The sequence below is a fragment of the Streptomyces chilikensis genome, assembly GCF_001642695.1.
Lineage (GTDB): Bacteria > Actinomycetota > Actinomycetes > Streptomycetales > Streptomycetaceae > Streptomyces > Streptomyces chilikensis.
This window is the reverse complement of record NZ_LWCC02000108.1, coordinates 1-20,124: the sequence shown is the minus strand read 5'-3', so window position 1 is coordinate 20,124 and position 20,124 is coordinate 1. Positions and strand designations below refer to the sequence as shown.

At 75.0% G+C, this 20,124-nt stretch carries 17 protein-coding genes; 5 read left to right on the top strand and 12 right to left on the bottom strand.

Going from position 1 to position 20,124, the window contains the following annotated elements; genetic code table 11:
* Positions 1–15 precede the first annotated feature (15 nt).
* Together A2U95_RS24750 and A2U95_RS24745 are read right to left on the bottom strand one after the other, a co-directional pair.
* Positions 16–999 (bottom strand): phosphotransferase family protein, encoded by a 984-nt coding sequence (locus A2U95_RS24750; protein WP_166026928.1) that lies wholly within the window; start codon positions 997–999, stop codon positions 16–18.
* A gap of 1,099 nt (positions 1,000–2,098) precedes the next feature.
* Complete coding sequence (locus A2U95_RS24745) at positions 2,099–2,575, bottom strand: nitroreductase family deazaflavin-dependent oxidoreductase (RefSeq protein ID WP_166026926.1); 477 nt, start codon at positions 2,573–2,575, stop codon at positions 2,099–2,101.
* Positions 2,576–2,741: 166 nt separating this feature from the next.
* On the opposite strand from A2U95_RS24745, the gene A2U95_RS24740 reads away from it, so the two are divergent.
* Positions 2,742–3,464 (top strand): TetR/AcrR family transcriptional regulator, encoded by a 723-nt coding sequence (locus A2U95_RS24740; protein ID WP_166026924.1) that lies wholly within the window; start codon positions 2,742–2,744, stop codon positions 3,462–3,464.
* 125 nt (positions 3,465–3,589) lie between these two features.
* Here the strand turns inward: A2U95_RS24740 and A2U95_RS24735 are convergent, their stop codons facing one another.
* Positions 3,590–4,345: a maleylpyruvate isomerase family mycothiol-dependent enzyme gene (locus A2U95_RS24735; RefSeq protein ID WP_166026922.1), complete on the bottom strand. Its 756-nt coding sequence runs from the start codon at positions 4,343–4,345 to the stop codon at positions 3,590–3,592.
* Between the two features lie 303 nt (positions 4,346–4,648).
* Positions 4,649–5,839, bottom strand: a complete 1,191-nt coding sequence (locus tag A2U95_RS24730) for a methyltransferase (RefSeq protein ID WP_166026920.1) — start codon at positions 5,837–5,839, stop codon at positions 4,649–4,651.
* A gap of 80 nt (positions 5,840–5,919) precedes the next feature.
* Between A2U95_RS24730 and A2U95_RS24725 the strand changes: the two genes are divergently transcribed.
* A complete protein-coding gene (locus A2U95_RS24725) occupies positions 5,920–7,161 on the top strand; it encodes an ROK family protein (RefSeq protein ID WP_166026918.1) in 1,242 nt (413 codons plus the stop codon).
* Between the two features lie 105 nt (positions 7,162–7,266).
* On the opposite strand, the gene A2U95_RS24720 is transcribed toward A2U95_RS24725, so the two are convergent.
* Together A2U95_RS24720 and A2U95_RS24715 are read right to left on the bottom strand one after the other, a co-directional pair.
* On the bottom strand, positions 7,267–7,854 hold the full coding sequence (locus A2U95_RS24720) for an ATP-binding protein (RefSeq protein ID WP_166026916.1): 588 nt from the start codon (positions 7,852–7,854) through the stop codon (positions 7,267–7,269).
* Between the two features lie 174 nt (positions 7,855–8,028).
* Complete coding sequence (locus tag A2U95_RS24715; protein WP_166026914.1) at positions 8,029–8,448, bottom strand: hypothetical protein; 420 nt, start codon at positions 8,446–8,448, stop codon at positions 8,029–8,031.
* Positions 8,449–8,730: 282 nt separating this feature from the next.
* Here A2U95_RS24715 and cds1 point away from each other — a divergent pair, with 282 nt between their 5' ends.
* The gene (gene cds1 / locus A2U95_RS24710) at positions 8,731–9,858 is read left to right on the top strand and encodes an L-cysteine desulfhydrase Cds1 (RefSeq protein WP_166026912.1); all 1,128 of its coding nucleotides are present in this window, start codon (positions 8,731–8,733) and stop codon (positions 9,856–9,858) included.
* Between the two features lie 15 nt (positions 9,859–9,873).
* Here the strand turns inward: cds1 and A2U95_RS24705 are convergent, their stop codons facing one another.
* Positions 9,874–10,743: a DeoR/GlpR family DNA-binding transcription regulator gene (locus tag A2U95_RS24705; protein WP_166026910.1), complete on the bottom strand. Its 870-nt coding sequence runs from the start codon at positions 10,741–10,743 to the stop codon at positions 9,874–9,876.
* A 362-nt stretch (positions 10,744–11,105) separates the two neighbouring features.
* Here A2U95_RS24705 and A2U95_RS24700 point away from each other — a divergent pair, with 362 nt between their 5' ends.
* A complete protein-coding gene (locus tag A2U95_RS24700) occupies positions 11,106–13,481 on the top strand; it encodes a hypothetical protein (RefSeq protein ID WP_166026957.1) in 2,376 nt (791 codons plus the stop codon).
* Here the strand turns inward: A2U95_RS24700 and A2U95_RS24695 are convergent.
* From A2U95_RS24695 to A2U95_RS24675, 5 genes are all read right to left on the bottom strand, one after another.
* A complete protein-coding gene (locus tag A2U95_RS24695) occupies positions 13,451–15,907 on the bottom strand; it encodes a right-handed parallel beta-helix repeat-containing protein (protein WP_166026907.1) in 2,457 nt (818 codons plus the stop codon). The genes A2U95_RS24700 and A2U95_RS24695 overlap by 31 nt on opposite strands.
* A 116-nt stretch (positions 15,908–16,023) precedes the next feature.
* Complete coding sequence (locus A2U95_RS24690) at positions 16,024–16,632, bottom strand: Rv1733c family protein (RefSeq protein WP_166026905.1); 609 nt, start codon at positions 16,630–16,632, stop codon at positions 16,024–16,026.
* A gap of 122 nt (positions 16,633–16,754) precedes the next feature.
* Positions 16,755–17,582, bottom strand: coding sequence for an MOSC domain-containing protein (locus A2U95_RS24685; RefSeq protein ID WP_166026903.1), 828 nt, complete (start codon positions 17,580–17,582; stop codon positions 16,755–16,757).
* Positions 17,583–17,623: 41 nt separating this feature from the next.
* Entirely contained in the window at positions 17,624–18,193 is a 570-nt protein-coding gene (locus tag A2U95_RS24680) for a DUF6643 family protein (RefSeq protein ID WP_166026901.1), read from the bottom strand.
* Between the two features lie 203 nt (positions 18,194–18,396).
* A complete protein-coding gene (locus A2U95_RS24675) occupies positions 18,397–19,626 on the bottom strand; it encodes a glycosyltransferase (RefSeq protein WP_206283053.1) in 1,230 nt (409 codons plus the stop codon).
* Between the two features lie 57 nt (positions 19,627–19,683).
* Between A2U95_RS24675 and A2U95_RS24670 the strand changes: the two genes are divergently transcribed.
* The coding region (locus tag A2U95_RS24670) for a glutamate racemase (protein ID WP_240958033.1) at positions 19,684–20,124 on the top strand (441 nt) is incomplete at its 3' end.

Sequence of the window (20,124 nt, the reverse complement as noted above, 5' to 3'; positions counted from 1 at the left end):
GCTCCGGCTCCGGCTTCAGGCGTAGCGTGCGAAGAGGGCCTGGAGATATCGCTCCAGGCGACCGGTCAGCCGGGTGGGGGTCAGATCGGCACGGCCCGCCTCGCGCCACGGGACGGCGACCTTCTCGGCGTCCGGAGCGAAGGCCAGGGCGTCCAGCAGCCGCCAGTAGAGATGGGCGGCGCGATCTTCGGCCAGTTTCCCTCCTGCCGCGACGTAGCGGTCGGCGAAGCGCATGCCCGCGGAAACCCCGTGCAACAGAGCCAGCGCCGTCGAGCAGTGGGCCACGTCCAGGTCCGCCGGCCCCCAGGACGTCTCCACCCAGTCGACGACGCCGCTGATCCGCAGACCGTCGCCGTCGCCCGTGAAGAGGACGTTGCCGGGGTGGAAGTCCCGGTGCAGGAAGCAGGACCGGTGTTCCGGGGGCTCGCGGCGGATCACGTCCACGGCCCGTTGCCACAGTTCCGGCCGCTCGGTGTCCTCGGGCGGGCTCACTCGCTCGGGAGAGGTCCAGGCCTGATACGCGCGCGGCCGCTCCTCGGCGGTCACCGGCAGCCGGTGGACGCGCAGCAACTGGTGGGCCAGCAGTTCGGCCCGCCGGCCGGCTCCCTCGTCGCCCAGGCGCACGGTCCCCGGCAACAGGGACATCAGCAGTGACGGATGGTCGCAGTACCGTGCTGCCGCGTCCACCGCCACCAGCCTGGCCGCGGGCACATCCGTGCCGTCGAGCAGGCGCAGAACGGCCGCCTCGCGGGTCAGCAGGCCCTCCGCGTGGCGGACGTAGAAGGGCTTGGTGAAGGACCGCAGGACCAGGGACCGTCGATCGCTCCGCCCGCAGATGTCCAGACGGCGCATTTCCGACGTCCAGCCGCCACGCAACCGCGCGACACCCTCGATGCGCTCCGCCTCGGACAGCCCCTTCTCGACCCAGGCGCGCGTCGCGTCCCAGCCCTCGTCCTCAAGACCGGCGCTGATGTGCTCGACTTCCTCGTCCGCAACCATCGAGGCAGGCTATCGATCCCCTTGACGGAGGCGGCCGGCCCCCACCCGTGGTTCTTGACGGCTGCTCAACAGCCGGCGGTGAGATGTCGAGGAGTCGAGGGGACCCTGTGCCCGTGTCCGCCAGGTCAGGATCCGGTCCGAGGTCTGCCGCCCGGACGGCAGGCCGGCGACAGCCCGGGCGGTGCCGTCCGTGTGCTTGCTGCGGCCGGCGGAGCGTGCCGTCGGTGGTGGGCCGCGGCGAGGCGTCGGGGCAACGGGCGCAGTGGCTGCTTCACCCTTGAACCCACCTGACCTGTACCGGTCGTTTCCGGATGCTGGACCGAACGGCGTTCCCGCTTCTTCCGCGGGGAGTCCTGAGCCGCATAGTCTGGCTGGCGAACGGGGGAGGGAAGCGCATGAGTGCGGTCGTCTGGTACTTGGCGGGCATAGGCGGAGCTGTGGCATGGTGCGTCGTCGTGCTGGTCCGGCGTGATCGCGGCAGGTCCACGGAGAACGTCGACGGCTTGCTGGTCGAGCAACAGGCCACGGCCAGAGCGCGGGGGATGCGTGCGGAGGTGGGTGCCTTCAGGGGGCACCTCGGCAAGGGTGGCGGATCCGGCTCCGGCAGCGGCCGGCATTGAACCGCCGAAGGTCAGCGAGGATCTCCCGCGCCCCGTCGCCTCGGGTGTTCCACAGCGCCCAGCCTCCGGTCCGGGGAAATGCCGATCCGCGCGCACACACCTCCTGGTGCGCCTTCTCCACCCCGGCCGGCATGACCCTGGGCTTCGACGTCGAGGCTCCGCGAGGCGGACCAAGGGCCGGTCCTCGTCCAGGTGGCCGTCGCCCTCGAAGTGGTGATGGAGCAGAGCCCGAGCGAGCACGTTCACGCTGCGCCGGAGTGGTGTCGTCCCTTCCGGGTCCGCCCGGAGCGGGAGCCGTCCTGCGTCGGACGCCTCCACGCCGACGCGGTCGACGGGGCGCTCGATCTCCCGGAGATGGTCCAGGTCACTGAGGTCGGGTGAGGTCATGGCCCGAAGCCCTGCGTCACGTCGGCGACGCCGCCACGGATCGCTGATCCAGGGTGCCGCACGCCGGACACCGCAGTTCCGGGAGTCGGACCCTAGGAGGTGACGGTGATCCGGAAGACCGGGTGGTCCGGGGAGGCCGCGGTCAGCTCCTCGTCGGTGGAGCCGGCGGTGACGCCCTGGAAGTACTGCTCGACCTCCCAGCCCCACTTGCCCAGGTAGCCGCGCAGCACGGCGAGTTTCTGGTCGTCCGGCAGCTCGACGGCCGTGAACCGGCGGACCTTCCGCCCGACGCGCAGCTCGCCGCCGCCCGCCGCGCGCATGTTGCGCACCCACTGGGAGTGACCGCGGGCGGAGACCAGGTACTGCTCGCCGTCGAGCCGGAAGGGGTTGACCGGGATCCGCTGCATGACGCCGCTCTTCCGGCCGCGCACGGACAGCTCGGCGCTGCCCATCAGGCTGACGCCGTGCCGGGCCAGCCATCCGACGAGGCTGTTGAAGCGCGCGGCGAAGGGACCCGCCTCGAGGTAGTACGGGGTGGTCCTCGGCGCCGACTCCTGGGTGTTCTGCATGGCGACCCTTCACGGAAAATGAGAGCGGTGCTCTCGCTTGGGAACAGTGTGCGCGGCATCGGCGATCCAATGCAAGAGCAGTGCTCGCATTTGCGAGTGGCGCTCTTGAACGCGTGCGGCGCTCTCGGGCGTGTGCACTGCTCTCGTCCTGTGTCACACTCGGGTCATGAGCGCAACCGAAGGAGTCCGCGCCCGCGCGCGACGGGAGATCACCGAGGCCATCAAGGGCGAGGCGCGGCGGCAGCTCGCCGAGGAGGGCGGGGCCAAGCTCTCCCTGCGGGCGGTGGCCCGGGAGCTGGGCATGGCCTCGTCGGCCGTCTACCGCTACTTCCCCAGCCGCGACGACCTCCTGACCGCGCTGATCATCGACGCCTACGACTCGCTCGGCGCAGCCGCCGAAGGCGCCGAGTCCGAGGTCGCCGCCGCCTCCGACGCCACTGCGCTGAGCCGGTGGATCGCGGTCTGCGAGGCGGTGCGCGGGTGGGCGCTGACCCACCCGCACGAGTACGCGCTGATCTACGGCACACCGGTCCCCGGGTACCGGGCGCCCAGGACCACCGTGCCCGCCGCCGCACGGGTGGGGCTGCTGCTGATCGGCATCGCCCGCGACGCCCACCGCGGCCCCGCCGGCCTCTCCCGCACCCCGCTGCCGGAAGGGCTGCGCCCGGAGGCCGTGCGGATGACCGCGGACCTGGCGCCGGACCTGCCCCCCGAGGCGGTGGTCGCGCTGGTCGCCGCCTGGTCCGAGCTGTTCGGGCTGATCGGCTTCGAGGTGTTCGGGCAGTTCCACCAGGTGGTCGAGGACCGGGCGGCGTTCTTCCGGCACGCCGCCGCACGGCTCGCCCACGAGGTCGGCATCGCCTTTCCGGGCGCCGCGCCGGACGCCTGACGAGACGCTCCCGGGGGCGGCCCGTCAGGCGTCCGGTCGTCCCCTCGGCCCCGGCTCCGGTCCCCGCCCCGGCCGCCGGAGCGGGGACCGGCGGACCTCCCGCCCCGCAGGCCGGGGCGGGAGGCTCAGCGGATCCCGGCGTTGTCCCGCCACAGCGCCGCCGTCCGCGCGTCACCGTGCACCGAAGGGAACGGCGCACGGTTCCACAGCGCGGCGTACAGCCGTGCCGCGGGGCCCGCCAGTTCGCAGTCGGCCGCCGCGTCCCCCGTGCCGTCCGCGCCCCGTACCGTCACGGGCGGCTCCTCCGAGATCCGCACCGTCCATATCGCGTCCGCCGCGTCCGCCGCGTCCGTGGCCCGCACCCGCAGCAGCCGGGGCTCCGGCGAGCGCACGCGGCTGGACCGGCGGCCGTGGAAGCCGCGCAGCAGCTCGTCGATACCGTCCACGGCGAACTCCACGTCCACCTCCGCCGGTTCACCTCCGCGCGCGGCCTCGGCGTCGAGGCGGTGCACCGCCGTCTCGTGCGCCTGCCGCCGCGCCCAGAACGCCACCGGGGACGGGGCGCGCAGGAAGTGCCAGCACTCGACCTCCGGACCGGCCGCGGCCAGCGTCGCGGTCAGCGCCCGGTGCCCCTCGGTGAACCATTCCAGCAGCTCGGCCCCGTCCAGATCGGGAGCCTCGTCGGGCTCCCGGGGCGTGGTGAGCCCCTGTTCCACGAAGGCCGTCGCCCACCGGTGCACCGCGCCGGTGTGCCGCACCAGATCGCGCACCCGCCACTCCGGACACGTCGGCACCGGCGCGCCGGGTCCGGCCTCCTCGGCCGCCTTGGCCAGCAACTCGCCCTCGCGGCGGAGGGTTTCGACATACTCGGCAATCTCCATCCCCCGAGTCTGCCGGAAGCGACTGTAGGGTGCACCCGAATGAGCCCCGTTGCGGAGGGATGCACAAGTGGCCCGGGTCGACGACGAGTTGAACAGCCGGCCCGAGTGCCGGCAGTGAGCGGCCGACGAGGCGCCGGTCCACCGGGCGGCCCGGCCGCGCGCCGACGGCGCGCCCGCCACAGCGGTCACCGCGGACCCGCACACCCCGGTCAGGGCGGCCGTCGCCGGGCCGTCGCCGCCTTCGACGTCATCGTCTGAAACACGTCGAGGCGGCCCCCGTCACGGCCGCCGGCGGCCGGGGCGTCAGCCCCGCCGGACCGCCCGGAGCACCACGAACTTCGGGTCGGAGGCGACCAGTTCTGCGTTGCCGAAGACCCTCCGCAGCGTCACGTGGTACCCCAGGTGCCGGTTGCCGACGATGCGCAGCTCGCCACCGGGCCGCAGCACCCGCTTCGCGCCCTGGAACATCCGCCGGGCGATCGCGTCGGTGGTCGCCTGGTGGGAATGGAACGGAGGGTTGCTGAGCACCAGGTCGGCGCTGTCCGACGGGACGCCGTCCAGGCCGTCGCCCACCCTGAACTCCACCTTCCCCGCCAGGCCGTTGGCCCGGCAGGTCGCCTCGGCGGAGGCCACCGCCTGGTACGACTCGTCGGTGAACAGCACCTCGGCGCCCGGGTCGGCCAGTGCCACCGCCGTGCCGACCACGCCGTTCCCGCAGCCGAGGTCCACCACCCGGCCGAGGCCCGGGCCGGCCGGCAGGTGCCGGAGGAAGAAGCGGGTCCCGATGTCGAGGCGATCGGCGCAGAACACGCCGGCGTGGTTGACCACCGGGCGTCCCGCCACCAGGGCGGCGTCCCCGGGCAGCTCGTACCGCAGCGGCCACGGGTTGGCGCCGCGCTCCGCGTCCGGACCGGCGGGCGTGGTGAGGATCAGCCGCGCCTTCCGCTCGGCCCGTGAGGTGCGGGTGGGGCCCACGATCCGCTCGAACAGGGCGAGCGTCGAGGTGTGGATCTCCTTCACCATGCCGGTGCCGGCCACCACCGTGTCCCGGTGCAGCGCGGGGGCCAGCCGGTGCAACTGGTCCTCCAGGAGCGCCAGGCTCTTGGGGACCCGGACCAGCAGGACGTCGATCCGCCGTGGCGGCGCGTCACGGGTGGTCAGCAGCGGGACCGCTCCCGCGTCCAGGCCGTTGGCGGCCAGGTTGGCCCGGGTGGCCTCCCGGGTCAGGAACGACTCGGTGATCTGGGTGACCGTCCCGGCCCCGCCCCCCGGTGCCGCCCCGGCGCCGGCGGCCCGTGCCGCCAGCGCGGTGGTCAGCGCGCCCCAGCGGTCCCCGACGACCACCACGGCACCCGTCGGCGGCGGCTCGGCGGCCGCCAGGTGGCGCAGCAGATAGTCGTCGGAGGCGTCCCAGGCCCGCAGCCGGTCGCGCGGATCCCGGGGGAAGCGGGAGAGGGCGAGTTCGGCCCAGGGGGTGGTGAAGCGGTCGTTCATCGTGCGTCCCAGGCTAGCCGAGCCGTGGCGGGTGGCCGTCCGCCCGTCCCCGGGAGGGGGATCATGAAAGACTCTTCGGCATGAACGGCAACGCGGAACCCCGACCGGAGGGGGAGGGCACGACCCGGACCCGGCTGGACCGCGGGCGCGGAGCCCTCGGCCCGGCACTGCAGCTCGTCCACACCGGCCGGGCCCCCACCCGCGCGGTGCTGACCTCGGAACTGGGCGTGACCCGGGCCACGGCCGGCGCGGTCGCCGCCGAGCTGGAGGCGCTCGGCCTGATCGAGGTCGACGCCCACCCGGTCGCCGCCGCGGGATCGCAGGGCCGCCCGTCGCACCGGCTGATGGTCGCCGAGCGGGGTCCGGTCGTGCTCGCGGCCCAGGTCCACGTCGACGGCTACCGCACCGCCCTGGTCGGCCTCGGCGGGCGGATCGTCGCCACCGCGCACAGCGCCCTGAAGGTGGAGGAGGATCCCGCCCAGCTCCTGCGCGTGGCCGTGGAGGAGGGCGCCCGGCTGCTGCGGGAGACCGGCCTGCGGTGCGTGGGCGCCGGGCTCGCGGTGCCGTTCGCGGTGACCGAGCCCGGCGGGGTGGCGCTCAACCCGCTGCTCCTCGCCTGGCCCGCCGGGGCCCCCGTGCGGGACGTCTTCGCCGAGTGCCTGCGGGCCGCCGGGATCGAGGTGCCCGTCTTCGTCGGCAACGACATGAACCTCACGGCGCTCGCCGAACACCGGCACGCCGCAGGCCGCGGCGCCGACCACCTCCTGTGCGTCTCCACCGGCCACCAGGGCGTCGGCGGCGCCCTGGTGCTGGACGGCCGCCTGCACACGGGCAGTTCGGGGCTCGCGCTCGAGGTCGGACACCTCACCGTCGACCCGGACGGCCGCCCGTGCCACTGCGGCAGCCGCGGCTGCCTCGACGTGGAGACCGACCCGCTGGCGTTCCTCGCCGTGCTCGGCCGTGAACCGGGGCCCGAGGGCTCGTTGCTGCGCCAGGCCGAGGACCTCATCAGGGACGGCTACGCCCACGATCCCGCCGTACGGTCGGCGGCGCGCGCGCTGATCGACCGGCTGGGCCTGGGACTGGCCGGCCTGGTCAACATCCTGAACCCGGACCGGATCATCCTCGGCGGACTGCACCGGGCGCTGCTGGAGGCGGACCCCGGGCGGCTGCACTCGGTGGTGGCCCGGCGCAGCCTGTGGGGGCAGGGCGCCGCCGTCCCGCTGCAGGGGTGCACGCTGCCGTTCAACAGCCTGGTCGGGGCCGCGGAACTGGCCTGGCAGCCGGTGTTCGACGACCCCTTGGCGGTGCTGGAGGGCTGAGCCGGGGGCGGTGCCGCACCGGGAGGGCCGGCGGACGCCCGCCGTGCGGGCGGAAGGCGGACGGCGCGGAGGTCCGCGCCGCCCGTCTTCCGGGTCACCGCCCGGTCAGCCGGGAACGGCCGACCGGGCGGGAGCGGGAGTGACCGCGACGACGGCCTCGACCAGGGCGGGATCCGGCTCCGGGACGGGACTCGGAGCCGGGCCCGGCTCCAGCACCAGCCCCGGCTCCGGATCGGGCGGATGGAGGCCGGCCAGGACCGGCCCCGGCGCCGGCTCCCGCGGGACGTCGTCGGCGGGAAGGGTGAACCAGACGACCTTGCCGGACGCGCCGTCCGGACGCGCCCCCCAGCTCTCGCTGAACGCCGCGATCATCGCCAGGCCGCGGCCGCAGGTGGCGAGCGAGTCCGCGAGGGAATCGGCGTCGCGCGCCACCGGGAGCCGGGGATCGTGGTCGTGCACCGACACGGTGAGCCGGTCGAGCAGCAGCTCGAGCCGCACGGTGCAGGTCTTGTCCGGCCGGACGTGCCGGTGGACGTTGGTCAGCAGTTCGGTGACACCGAGCGAGGCCCGCTCGATGAGGGAGTCCAGATGCCAGTAGCGCAATTGCGCCGAGACGATTCTGCGGACCTGTCCGATCCGCGACGGCAGGGCCTGGAGCTCCACCGCGCAGTGCCTGCTCGGGTGACTGATCACGGCTGCAACTCCCCGACGTAGAGGTCCGGAAGATGGCGACGACCGGCTGTCTGCGTAGTCGCCGGTAAACCCAGAGTGACGTGGGAACAGCGTGCCCCGGCGCCCGGACCGCCGCAACTCGCGGCAAGCGGCGGCGCCCGGAGGCCGTCCCCGGCGGCGGGCGGCCGGGCCCGCTCAGCGCGGCCGGGCCGCCAGGCGCACCGCCCGGGCGAAGAGTGCCGCCGGAGTCTCCCCGCCGTCCGGCCGGCGCTCGCCGGGGCTCCCGGAAACGCCGAGCTCGGCGTCCTCGTCACGGAGCGTCAGGACGTAGCGGGTTCCCCCCAGGTCCACCAGGACGCGGTCGGCCCGCCGGAACCGCACCCGCAGGATGCGGACGCTCTTCGCGGGCGCGGTGGCGATGACCCGTCCGCCGCTGTTGAGCAGTTCCACCGTCCCGCCTCCCACCCGCACCTGGCCGGCCCGGGTCAGCGACCGCAGGCCCCGCTCGATGCGCACGCCCGTCGCGCTGAACTCGTCCCGCACGACGGGCCGTTCCCGGTCGTCGGGCCCGGCCGGGAGGAACTCCTCCGTGGCGGTGAACTCCGGCTCCGGCATGTCGCCCCCCACCCCTCGCCTTGTCCGCTGCGCCCCCGTTGCGCACCGTAAGAGCAGTCTGCCCTGATCTGCGGCCGGACGCCAGAGCCTCCGGCGGTCCGGGGCGAGGCGCTCGCGGCACACCGGCCGGGGCCGGCCCGGCCGGTGTGCGCCCCCTGTCACCGGCACGCTCCCAAGGCACCGCTTGAGGTCTCCAAAGATGCGTTTATGCAGGTGGGAAGTGTGGGGGAGGTGTCTATGATCGGGACTCCCGGGTCGTCCGGGCCGTTCGAGGAGCCTGTCATGCCCAGCCCCCTTCCGCCGCCCGGCGCCGCCGCCACGCCGGACGTCGACCGCAGCGACGTGACCTACCGTGCCTGGCTCAAGGAGGCGGTCCGCCGGGTCCAGGCCGACGCCAACCGGTCCGCCGACACCCACCTGCTGCGCTTTCCGCTGCCCGAGCAGTGGAACATCGACCTCTACCTCAAGGACGAGTCGACCCACCCCACCGGCAGCCTCAAGCACCGGCTGGCCCGCTCGCTCTTCCTCTACGGGCTCTGCAACGGCTGGATCCGGCCGGACCGCCCGGTGATCGAGGCCTCCAGCGGCTCCACCGCCGTCTCGGAGGCCTACTTCGCCAAACTCGTCGGCGTCCCGTTCATCGCGGTGATGCCGCGTACCACCAGCGCCGAGAAGTGCCGGCTCATCGAGTTCCACGGCGGTCGCTGCCACTTCGTGGACGACCCCCGCCGGATGTACGAGGAGGCCGCGCGCCTCGCGGCGGAGACCGGCGGCCACTACATGGACCAGTTCACCTACGCCGAGCGGGCCACCGACTGGCGGGGCAACAACAACATCGCCGAGTCGATCTTCCGGCAGCTGCGGATGGAGCGCTTCCCGGTGCCCGCGTGGATCGTCGCCACCGCCGGCACCGGAGGCACCTCGGCGACCCTGGCCCGCTACGTCCACTACATGCAGTACGACACCCGGATCTGCGTCGCCGACCCGGAGAACTCCGTCTTCTTCGAGGGGTGGAGCACCGGCGAGCCCGATCCGGTCTGCGAGGGCGGCTCCCGGATCGAGGGCATCGGGCGGCCCCGGATGGAACCCAGCTTCGTGCCCGGCGCCGTGGACCGGATGATGAAGGTGCCGGACGCGGCGAGCGTCGCGGCCGTGCGCACCCTGGAGCGGGTCATCGGCCGCAAGGCGGGCGGGTCCACGGGCACGGGGCTGTGGAGCGCCCTCAAGATCGTCGCCGAGATGGTGGCCGCGGGGCGGTCCGGCAGCGTGGTGACCCTGTTGTGCGATCCGGGCGACCGCTACCTGGACAAGTACTACTCGGACGCCTGGCTCGCCGGGCAGGGGCTGGAGATCGGCCCCTACACGGAGGTCCTGGAACGGGTGCTGGCCGGCGGAGCCTGGCCGCACTGACCGGGACCGGGGCGGTCAGCCCGCGCGGGGCGGGTACGCCTCGGCGGGCCCCTCCGGCAGTTCGTCGTCCTCCCCGGCCACCAGCAGCCGCAGCGGCAGCTCGGACAGCTCGGCCCGGGTGACGGCGGGCAGCCCCGAGTCGGTCACCAGGACGTCCACCTCGGACAGCGAGGCGAACGAACTGAGGCCCACCGTCCCCCACTTGGTGTGGTCGGCGACCACCACCACCCGCCGCGCGGAGGCCACCAGACGCCGGTTGGTCTCCGCCTCCGCCAGATTCGGGGTGGACAGTCCCGCCTCCACCGAGATGCCGTGCACGCCCAGGAACAGCAGGTCGAAGTGGAGCGCGGCTATCGCCCGGTCGGCGACCGGGCCGACCAGCGAGTCGGAGGGCGTGCGCACCCCGCCGGTGAGGACCACCGTCGGCCCGCCCGCCTCCGCCCCGTCGGGAGAGCGCCGGGCGGTGTGCAGCACGTCGGCCACCCGCACCGAGTTGGTGACCACCGTCAGGTCCGGGACGCCGGCCAGCACCCGGGCCAGCGCGTAGGTGGTGGTGCCCCCGGAGAGCGCCACCGCCGCCCCGGGCGCCACCAGCGAGGCCGCCGCGCGGGCGATCTCCTCCTTGGCGGCCGGCTCGCGGCCGGTCTTCTCCTCGAACCGCGGCTCGTGCCCGGTGGGCTCCGCGCCGTCGACCGGCACGGCGCCGCCGTGCACCTTCTCAAGCGCCCCCAGGCGGGCCAGCGCGTCCAGGTCGCGGCGCACCGTCATGTCCGACACGCCGAGCCGCTGGGTCAGCTCGTTCACCCGGACCCCGCCGCGGCGGCGGACCTCGTCCAGGATCAGTGCCCGCCGTTGCTCCGCGAGGAGGTTCTGCCGCTCAGCCACCTCTGCTCCTCGTCCCTGTCTCACCGCGACCGCCCCGCGTCTCCCGCACCGCGCCGCTCCGGCGCTGTGACCAGGCGGTCCCCGCCCCGGCACCGGGCCGGGCGACACGGCAATCCTCGCACGACACGCCGAAGGGCGGTCAGGTGGCCGCGTCCGCCGCCGGACCGCCGTCGTCACCGGATCGAGGGGAGATTCCGTGAGGAAGGGTTGAGGGAGTGCGGGAACGGAGATCCCACGGGCGGAACGCCGCATCACATGTTCGAGTGCCGCGCCGTCCGGGAGGGCGGACCGGCAGCCGCGGAAACCGCACGCACGGGGGAGCGAAACACGTGGTACGCAGACAGGACGCACCGCACGCACCGGTGCCGGGGACGGACGACCCGCCGGCCGGCGGGCCCACACTGGAACTGCTCGTCCACGGGGTGGGAGGCACCACCCCCGCGGAGATGCTCGACGACCCGCGGACGGTCCGCGTCGCCGGCGACGGCGTCGCGGCCGTGTTCCGCCGTGCCGACGACGTGGACGCCGAACGCGCCGGACGGGCCGGCCGCACCGGCGCCGGGGCGACGGAGGACGGCGCTCCCGTCCCTCCCGTCCAGGAGGCGTACGTCTGGTGCAACCTGACCTCCGGCAACGGCAGCCGCGCCCTGTGGCTCCTCCTGCTGCCCTTCATGGTCGTCAACCTGGCCCACTGGATGCGCCCCGCCGCCCGCGGCGACGGGCTGGCCGTCCGCCTCCACGGCACGCTGGTGCGCCTCGCCGGGCTCAGCCTCACCGTGCTGCTGGTCGCCGCCGCCTGCGAGGTCGCCCTCGACCTCACCGCCTGGCAGTGCGCCGGCACCCCGGCCTGCGTCGCCTCCCACTCCTGGCTCGCCTTCCTCACCGACGGCTGGTGGAGCGCGCCGGGCCGCCGCCTGGCCCTGGCCGCCGTCGTGCCCACCGCGCTGACCGTGCTGCTCTGGTACCTCTCGCACCGCACCTGGAGCGCCTACGAGTCCCAGCAGCCGCTCGCCGGGGCCGAGCGGGACGAGCACGGCGACGACGCGCCGCTGGGCCGGCCCGGCTTCTGGTACGGCCGCCGCCTCGTCGCCCGGCTGCGCGCCGCGCACACCGCCGCCGCCCTGCTCACCGTCGCCGCGGCGGTGTCCGCGGACGCGGCCCGTCACGACCGCGCCGAGGGCGGCCCCGCCCTCCTCGCCCTGTCCGGCGGACTGCTGGAGGCCGCGCTCGCCGCCACCGCCCTCACCGTGGTCTGGGTGGTGTGCCGCAGGGGCCGCAGCGAACGCCGGGTCGACCACGCCCTGGACGCCCGCCTCCGACGCGCCCTGCCGCTCGGCTCCGCGGCCCTGCTGCTCCTGGCCGTGGTGTACGCCTGCTGGTCCCGGCCCGGCTGGCGGTCGGCCGGACCACTGGCCGGGGACGCCGTCTTCGGGGCGGTCTTCCTCGCCCAGGGGCTGCTGGTCGTCGCGCTGGCCGCCGTCGCCCGCACCCTGCACCGCTCCCGCCCCGACGCCCGAGCCGCCCTGCGGGGCCTCGCCGGACCCGCCGTCGCCCTGCTGGCCTGCGCCCTCGGCGGAGTGATGTCGGGCGGCGTCGCCCAGCGGGTCGCCGACTGGCTCGACGGCCGCAGCGGCACCCTGGCCGGCCCCCCGGTGGTGCTGACCTGGCAGGCGTCCGTCATTCCCGGGCTGCTGGCCGTGGTGCTGTCGCTGCTCGTCGTGCTCGCCCACCGCGCCTGGCGCTCCGTCCGCGACGAGATCCCCGCGGTGCTGCGCGACCACCCCGGCGAACCCCACGACCCCGTGCGGGTCCGCGGCGTCGCACGGGTCCGCGCCCTCGCCGCGCTCACCGACCGGGCACCGCTGCTCGTCGGCGTCGCCGCCGCCGTCACCTTCCTGCTCGGCGCCGGCGCGCTGGCCGGCGCCCTCGGCACCGGGCGCGCACCCGCCGACGCGGCCCGGAACGCGCCCGTGGCCGTCGCCGGACTCGCCGAGGTCGCGCAGGCCATCGGCTCCTGGCTGATCGGGCTGGGCTTCGTGCTCTTCGTCACCTTCGGCCGCCGCGCCTACCGGGACGCCTCGGCACGCCGCACCATCGGCATCCTCTGGGACGTCGGCACCTTCTGGCCGCGCGCCGCCCACCCCTTCGCGCCGCCCTGCTACGCCGAGCGGGCCGTGCCCGACCTGACCTGGCGGATGGCGACCTGGACCGCCTCCACCGGCGGACGGCTGGTGCTCTCCGGCCACTCCCAGGGCAGCGTGCTGGCCGCCGCGGCCGCCTGGCAACTGCCCGCCCCGGTGCGCGCCAGGGTCGCGCTGCTCACCTACGGATCGCCGCTGGAACGCCTCTACGGACGCTGGTTCCCCGCCCACTTCGGGCCGGAGGCCCTGCACCGCCTGCACCAGGAGGTCGACTGCTGGCGCAACCTGCACCGCCGCACCGACCCGATCGGCGGACCCGTCCTGGTGGGCGACGCGGACACCGCCACCCCGCCCGGAGGCCCGCCCTGCTCCTCGGTCGACCGGGAACCCCTCAAGGACCCGCTCTCGCTGGGCCGCACCGCGGCCCATCCGCTGCCCTCACCGGTGCTGGGCCACGGCGACTACCAGGCGGACCCCGTCTTCGCCGAGGAACGCGCCGCGCTGCTGGCCAGGCTGCCGAAGGGCCTGCCCGCGCCCCGCCACGGGGACGACGGGCAGGCAACCGCTCAGCCCGGCTCCGGCAGGTCCTCCGGGTAGAGCAGGGTGAGCGCCTCGGTACTCGCGTCGGGAAGCTGCGCCACCCGGCCCGCGTGCCGCTCCACCATCGCCTCGAAGGTCCGGCGGGCGGTGCGGCCGTTGCCGAACGCGGGCCCCTTGGGGATCTCCGCGAAGTACTTCAGCAACGCCTCGCCCGTGCCGTCCGCCAGCCGGTACTCGTGCTCCTCGGCCTGCTGCTCCACGATCCGCAGCAGTTCCTCCGGCCCGTAGTCGCCGAACCTGATGGTCCGCGAGAAGCGGCTGGCGACACCGGGGTTGACGGACAGGAAGCGCTCCATCTCCTCGGTGTAGCCCGCGACGATCACCACCACGGCCTCCCGGTGGTCCTCCATCAGCTTCACCAGCGTGTCGATGGCCTCCCGGCCGAAGTCCCGGCCCGAGTCCTCCGGCGAGAGCGCGTACGCCTCGTCGATGAAGAGCACACCGCCCCGCGCCCGGTCGAACGCCTCCTGGGTGCGGATCGCGGTGGAGCCGATGTGCTCGCCGACCAGGTCGACCCGGGACACCTCGACCAGATGCCCCTTCTCCAGCACGCCCAGGGAGGCCAGGATCTCCCCGTAGAGCCGGGCCACCGTCGTCTTGCCGGTGCCGGGGGAGCCCGTGAAGACCAGATGACGCCGCACCGAGGCCGCCTTGAGGCCGGCCTCCTGGCGGCGCCGGCCCACCTCGATCATGTCGGTGAGCGCCCGCACCTCCCGCTTGACGCTCTCCAGCCCCACCAGGGCGTCCAGCGCTCCCAGCACCTCCTGCGCCGCACGCGCCCGGACGCCGCCGCCGGCCTCCTGCGCTACCCCGGCCGCGGCCTCGGCACGCGGCGCGGGCACCGGGCCCAGCAGCCCGGCCGTGCCGGCCCGGGCAGGGGCGGTCAGCACCCCGCCGTCGCCCGCGGCGGGTCCGGCGGGCAGGGACGCGCCGGCGCCGAGGCTCTCGTCGCCGGTGCAGTCCTCCACCTCCGGTCCGTCCGCGCCGCCCGTTCCGGCGTCCGCGAACTCGTAACCGCCCCGCGCGCAGCGCTCGGTGCGGCACCTGCGCAGCGTGGTGCGGCAGCCGTCGAGGACGTGGAAGCCGTACCCGCCGCTGCCGGTCACCTTGCAGCCGACGAAGGTGCCCCGGCCGCCCGCCGACACGTAGAACCCGGCTTCGGCCGGCCCGTCGACCGTGCACCGCTCCACCGTCGGGTCGGCGCCCTTGGTGACGATCACGCCCGTCCGGGTGCCGTCCAGCGTGCAGTTGGCGAGCGTGCCCCCGCTGCCGTGGTCACGGAACCAGGCGCCGGTGGCGGCGTCCCGGATGCGGCAGTCGTCCAGCTGGGCGGTCGCGCCGTCGCTGACCGACACGGCCGTGTTGCGGACCTGGCTGAGGTCGCTGTCCACGACGTCCGCCCGCGAGCCGCGGTCCAGCACGAACAACGCGTCCGGCACGTCGTGCACCCGGCAGGAGTCCAGCACCGCGGTGGCGCCGTCGCTCACCCAGACCGCCGGGTAGTCGCCGGTCGAGTCGAAGATCTCGCACCGGTGGGCGTCGACGCGGGTTCCCGGGTCCCACACGGACAGCCCGTTGCGCCCGAACCGCCGCACGCTGGTGCGGGTCAGCGTCAGCACCGAACGGGACCGCAGGTCCATCGCGTTCTCGGGGATGTCGTGGATCCGGCAGTCCGCCAGGGTGAGCACCGCGTCGGTGTCCATCGTGACGCCGTCCCCCGCGGTCCGGTGCACGTCGCAGTCGGTGAGCTGGGCGGTGGCCCGCCCGGTGATCTGCACGCCGCTGCCGCGCACCTCGTAGATCTCGCAGCCCACCGCCTCGACGAAGGAGCCCTCCCCGGTGACGCCCAGACCCGGACCGGAGGCGTGGTGCACCCGGCAGCGCTCCAGCCGGGGGTGCGCCCCGCCGTGCACCGCCACGCCGGCCTGTCCGGCCGCCGCCACCTCGCACTCCTCGAAGACCCCGCCCGCGCCGTCCGCGACGGCGATGCCCATGCCCGCGGGGTTGTCGACCGAGCAACGGCGCACCGTGGGCCGCGCCGAGCCGCGCACCTCGATGCCGGCCGCCGACCGGGTCATCACGCGGACGTCGGAGATCTCGGGGGTGCCCCCGTCCACCAGCAGTGCGGGCGCCGACGAGTCCTGCCCCTCCAGGTGCAGGCCCTGCACCACCGCGGATCCGCGCACCGTCAGCGGCACGCCGTCGGCGGGAGCGATGCGCACGGCCCCCGGCTGTCCCTCCGGCCCCCGCAGCGTCACCGCCCGTTCGACGAGGAGGTTCTCCCGGTAGGTGCCGGGGGAGACGGTGAGCACGTCCCCGTCGCCGGCGGCCTCCAGGGCCGAGGCGAGCGAGGAGTACTCACCCGTGCGGCGCCGCCACCGCGACGTGCCGGTGTGCGTCACCTGGACCGTGCCCTGTGCCATGGTGCTTTTCTGTCCCCACCTCGTCGTACACGGGATGTAGCGGATTGGGCCGAACGTGTCGGCCGCACCACCGTAGCGCGCGTGTGGACGGTGGGTTGCCCGGTGAACGATCGTGGTCAGCTTCCGGTACCGGTCCGGCCCCAGTCGGGTCCGGCCCGTTCCCAGGCCCGGTCCAGCCGCCGGTGCCGGCGCAGCGTCAGCCGCCGCAGCGTCACGCGCCGCGCCGACTCGGCGATCGCGATGGTCAGCAGGGCCGCGCCGATCCCGGCCAGACCCGCCTGCAGGGCCGCCTCGCCCCCGTCGAGCGGGCGGGCCACCGGCCTTCCCCGGACGTCGGTCCACACCGTGAACCGCCGCCCGGGTTCCGGATCCCGCAGGTTCGTCCAGGTGTGCGCGCGCCGGCCGGTCCCGTCGGGCGCGGTCCAGGCGGCGAGCACGCGCCGGCGCCCGTCGTGCTCCTCCGCCGCCCGGGTGCCGGCCGGGACCGGGACGACGGCCGCCGAGGCGTCCAGGACCGTGGCCGTCACCCGGTGCCGGACGGCGAGCTGCTGACGGGCCGTGCTGGTGAGCGCGTCGTGCGCGACCGAACCGGCCAGCAGCCCGGCCAGCGGCGCGCCGAACGCCATGAGCAGCAGGGCGACCAGGGCCGCCCAGGCTTCGACCAGGTCGGTCGTGCGCCGCAGCGGGTTGCCCCGCCAGCGCCAGATTCCGCGGATCGCCCCCACCGGCGCTCCCCCTCCTCGCTTCCGTGACAGCCCTCCGGCCGTCCGTTCACGCACCGTGCGCCGGGAAGGAGAGGGACCTCACCCTCCCGGCGGCGCCGGGCGGCCGTGCGGCGGACGCCGTGTCACCCCAGGACCGTGACCGCGTCCCCGACGCGGACGGTGCCGGTCGTCAGCGGCACCAGGTACTGCCCGAAGACCAGCCGCGAGCCGGAGCGCCGATGGCGCCCCAGGCTCACGAGCGGCTCCCGCCCGCGCCGGGCGGACTCCTGGTCCGTGGTGGTCACCACGCACCGGCCGCAGGGCTTGGCGACCCTGAAGAGGACATCGCCGGCCGACAGCCGGTTCCAGCCGTCCTCCGCCCAGGCCTCGAAGCCGTCCACCACCAGGCTGGGGCGGAAGCGGTTCATCGGCAGCGGACCCTCCTCCGGGTGGTCGCCGCCGGCGATCAGCGCGTTGAGGGCGTCCAGCGAGGCGAGCGAGGTCACCAGCAGCGGAAAGCCGTCCGCGAAGGAGACGGTCTCGCCGGGGAGGGCGTACTCCGGGTCGACCGGACGGCGGACCGCCGGGTCGTCCATGTGCACCAGGCGCACGGAGGCGCCGAGCCAGGCGCGGCACCAGGCGTGCGCCGCCTCGTCGGCGAGCACCGCCCGGACGGGGGTGCCGAAGACGTCCGCCTCGGCGGTGCCGGACGTGCCCGGGTCGGGCACGGACACGGTGAGCGGTTCCGCGCCGGGCGCGGACAGACGGACGCCGCCGGGCCGAAGCTCGGCGGCGGCCGTCGCGAGGCGGGGCTGCCGGCGCTGCGTGACGACCTTTCCCCCGTCGTCGATCAGCGCCCAGCGCCGGTCACCGGCCAGGCCCCAGGGCTCGACCAGGGCCTCCCGGGGCGCCTGACCCCGGAAGGCCTTGACCGGATGTACGTGGATCGAGTGGATTTCCGCTTTCCCCATGCGGTCATCGTGCCACCGGGCACGGACCGTTCGTGCCGCGGTCAGTAGCCCCGGTACTCCTGCGAGCCGTACTGCGACGGGTAGCCCTGCGCGGGCTGCCCGTACGACCCGTTGTACGGAGCCTGCTGGCCGTACGGCGCCTGCGGCGCCGGGGCCGGGGCGGGCGCCGGACGGGCGGCGGCCGGGCGCATCGCCTCGTACCCGGTGCCGGGGTGCGGCGCCGGACGGGGCGGCTGCTGCTGCGGCGCGGCGTAACCGCGCGAACCGGAGGCCTGCTGCGGGATGTACGGCGCCGGGACCGGAGAGGGCGCGGGCGGCAGCGCGGCGTGGACCGCGGGCAGGGCAGGCTGCGCCTGCGGGTAGCCGTAGGACGGCGCGGGCGGCTGCGGCTGGTACGACGGGCCCGACGGCAGCGCGGGCAGCGCCGGCAGGTGGCCGCCCCCGTGGTCGTAGGAGGGGCGGGCGTCGTACGACGGCGTGTCGTACATGGGCGGCACGCGGATCGGAGCGATCTGGGGGGTACCCCGCTCGGCGACCAGGGAGTCGTAGATCGGGGTGTCCGGGAACGCGGCGGAATAGCCGCCACCGTAAGGGGAGCGGGGGGAGGTCATACCCATAAGTTAAGCCCACGATGTGGTCGTTGGGGAGACGGATAAGAAGGTTGTTTTCCGTGTCGGTGGTGATGTTGGATACCCAATTCGAGCTAATTTGGCAAAAAGGCTCCTTCTGTCCACCATGAATCGTGTATGGACGCCTGTATCGGACAGGTTACCGACGGTCAACAAGGGCGTCCGGGGGACCCGGTGGCCACCCGTCAGGCCTCCCGCGGCGGGGGGTCCGTTCGGCCGTCCGGAGCCGTCCGCGAACGGGTGAAGGAAGGCGCTCCGGGCCGGCCGTAGGTGCGGCCCTTCCAGGCCGCGCCCACCCCCCGGTGGTGGCGCACCGCCGAGTCCACGGTCATGAGGGTGTAGAGGAACGCGGTGAACGGCAGCAGCACGGCCGCCCAGGACGGCTGCCGGTGGTACCGCAGCATCGGCACGTAGCTCCCCGCCATCACCGCCCAGGCCGCCCCGCCGCACACCGCCGCGGCGGGCCGGCCGGCCGCGAGTCCCGCCGCCAGGGCCAGCGGCGGCGCCAGGTAGACCACCCACAGCCCGAGCACCGTGCCCGCCAGCAGCGGCGGGCTGTGCCGCAGCTGGGCGTAGGCGCTGCGCGCCACCATCCGCCACAGGTCCCACAGGCGCGGGTACGGGCGCACGCTGACCACGCCGTCGGCCAGGCCGAGCCAGATCCGTGCGGAGGGCGAGCGCCGCTTCACGGCGCGGGCGAGCGCCACGTCGTCGATCACCGCGTCGCGGACGGCGTCCGGCAGCCCCGCCTCCACGGCCGCCGCGGTTCGCAGCAGCACACAGCCCCCCGCGGCCGCGGCGGTCCGCGCCCCCGGCCGGGCGATCCTGCGGAAGGGGTAGAGCTGGGCGAAGAAGTAGACGAAGGCCGGCACCACCAGCCGCTCCCAGGCGCCGCGGACCCGTAGCCGGGCCATCAGCGACACCGCGTCGAACCCGCCGGTGACCGCGGCCGACACCAGGGAGCGCAGGCTGTCCGGGGCGTGCGCGATGTCCGCGTCGGTCAGCAGCAGGAACTCGGGGGCGCGGAGCCGGGCCGTCTCCGTCCCGTGCCGCACCGCCCACAGCTTGCCCGTCCAGCCGTCCGGCGGCTCGCCGGGAGCGGTGACCGTCAGCGGCAGCCCGCCGTGGCGGCGGGCCAGCTCCCCGGCCAGCGCGCCGGTGCCGTCCGTGCTGCCGTCGTCCACCAGCACGATCTCCGCCTCGCCCGGATAGTCCTGGGCCAGCAGCGACGGCAGGCTCTCCGGGAGCGTCCCCGCCTCGTCACGGGCCGGTACCACGACCGCCACCCGCGGCCACACGGCCGGTTCGCTCCGCGCCGGGAGCCGCACGTCGGTGCGCCAGAAGAGGCCGTGCCCGAGCAGCAGCCAGAGCCAGACGGCGAGGGACACGACGGAGATCCACACCACGACGCCCATCGCCGCAGTGTGCACCAGGGAACAGGCCGTTCCCCGTTCATCGTCTATGGTGACCGGGTGAAGATCGCGCTCATGGACTCCGGGATCGGGCTGCTGGCGGCGGCCGCCGCGGTGCGCCGGCTCAGGCCCGACGCCGATCTCGTCCTCTCCTCCGACCCCGGCAGCATGCCCTGGGGCCCCCGCACGCCTGACGACGTCGCCCGCCTGGCGCTCTCCGTCGCCGAGGCCGCCGCGGCCCACCGCCCGGACGCCCTGATCGTCGCCTGCAACACGGCGTCGGTGCACGCGCTGCCCACCCTGCGCGCGCGCCTGGAGCCCGCACTGCCCGTGGTGGGCACGGTCCCCGCGATCAAGCCCGCCGCCGCGTACGGCGGCCCCGTCGCCATCTGGGCCACCCCCGCCACCACCGGCAGCCCCTACCAGCGAGGGCTGATCGAGCGGTTCGCCGCGGACGTCCGGGTCACCGAGGTGCCCTGCCCGGGACTCGCCGACGCCGTC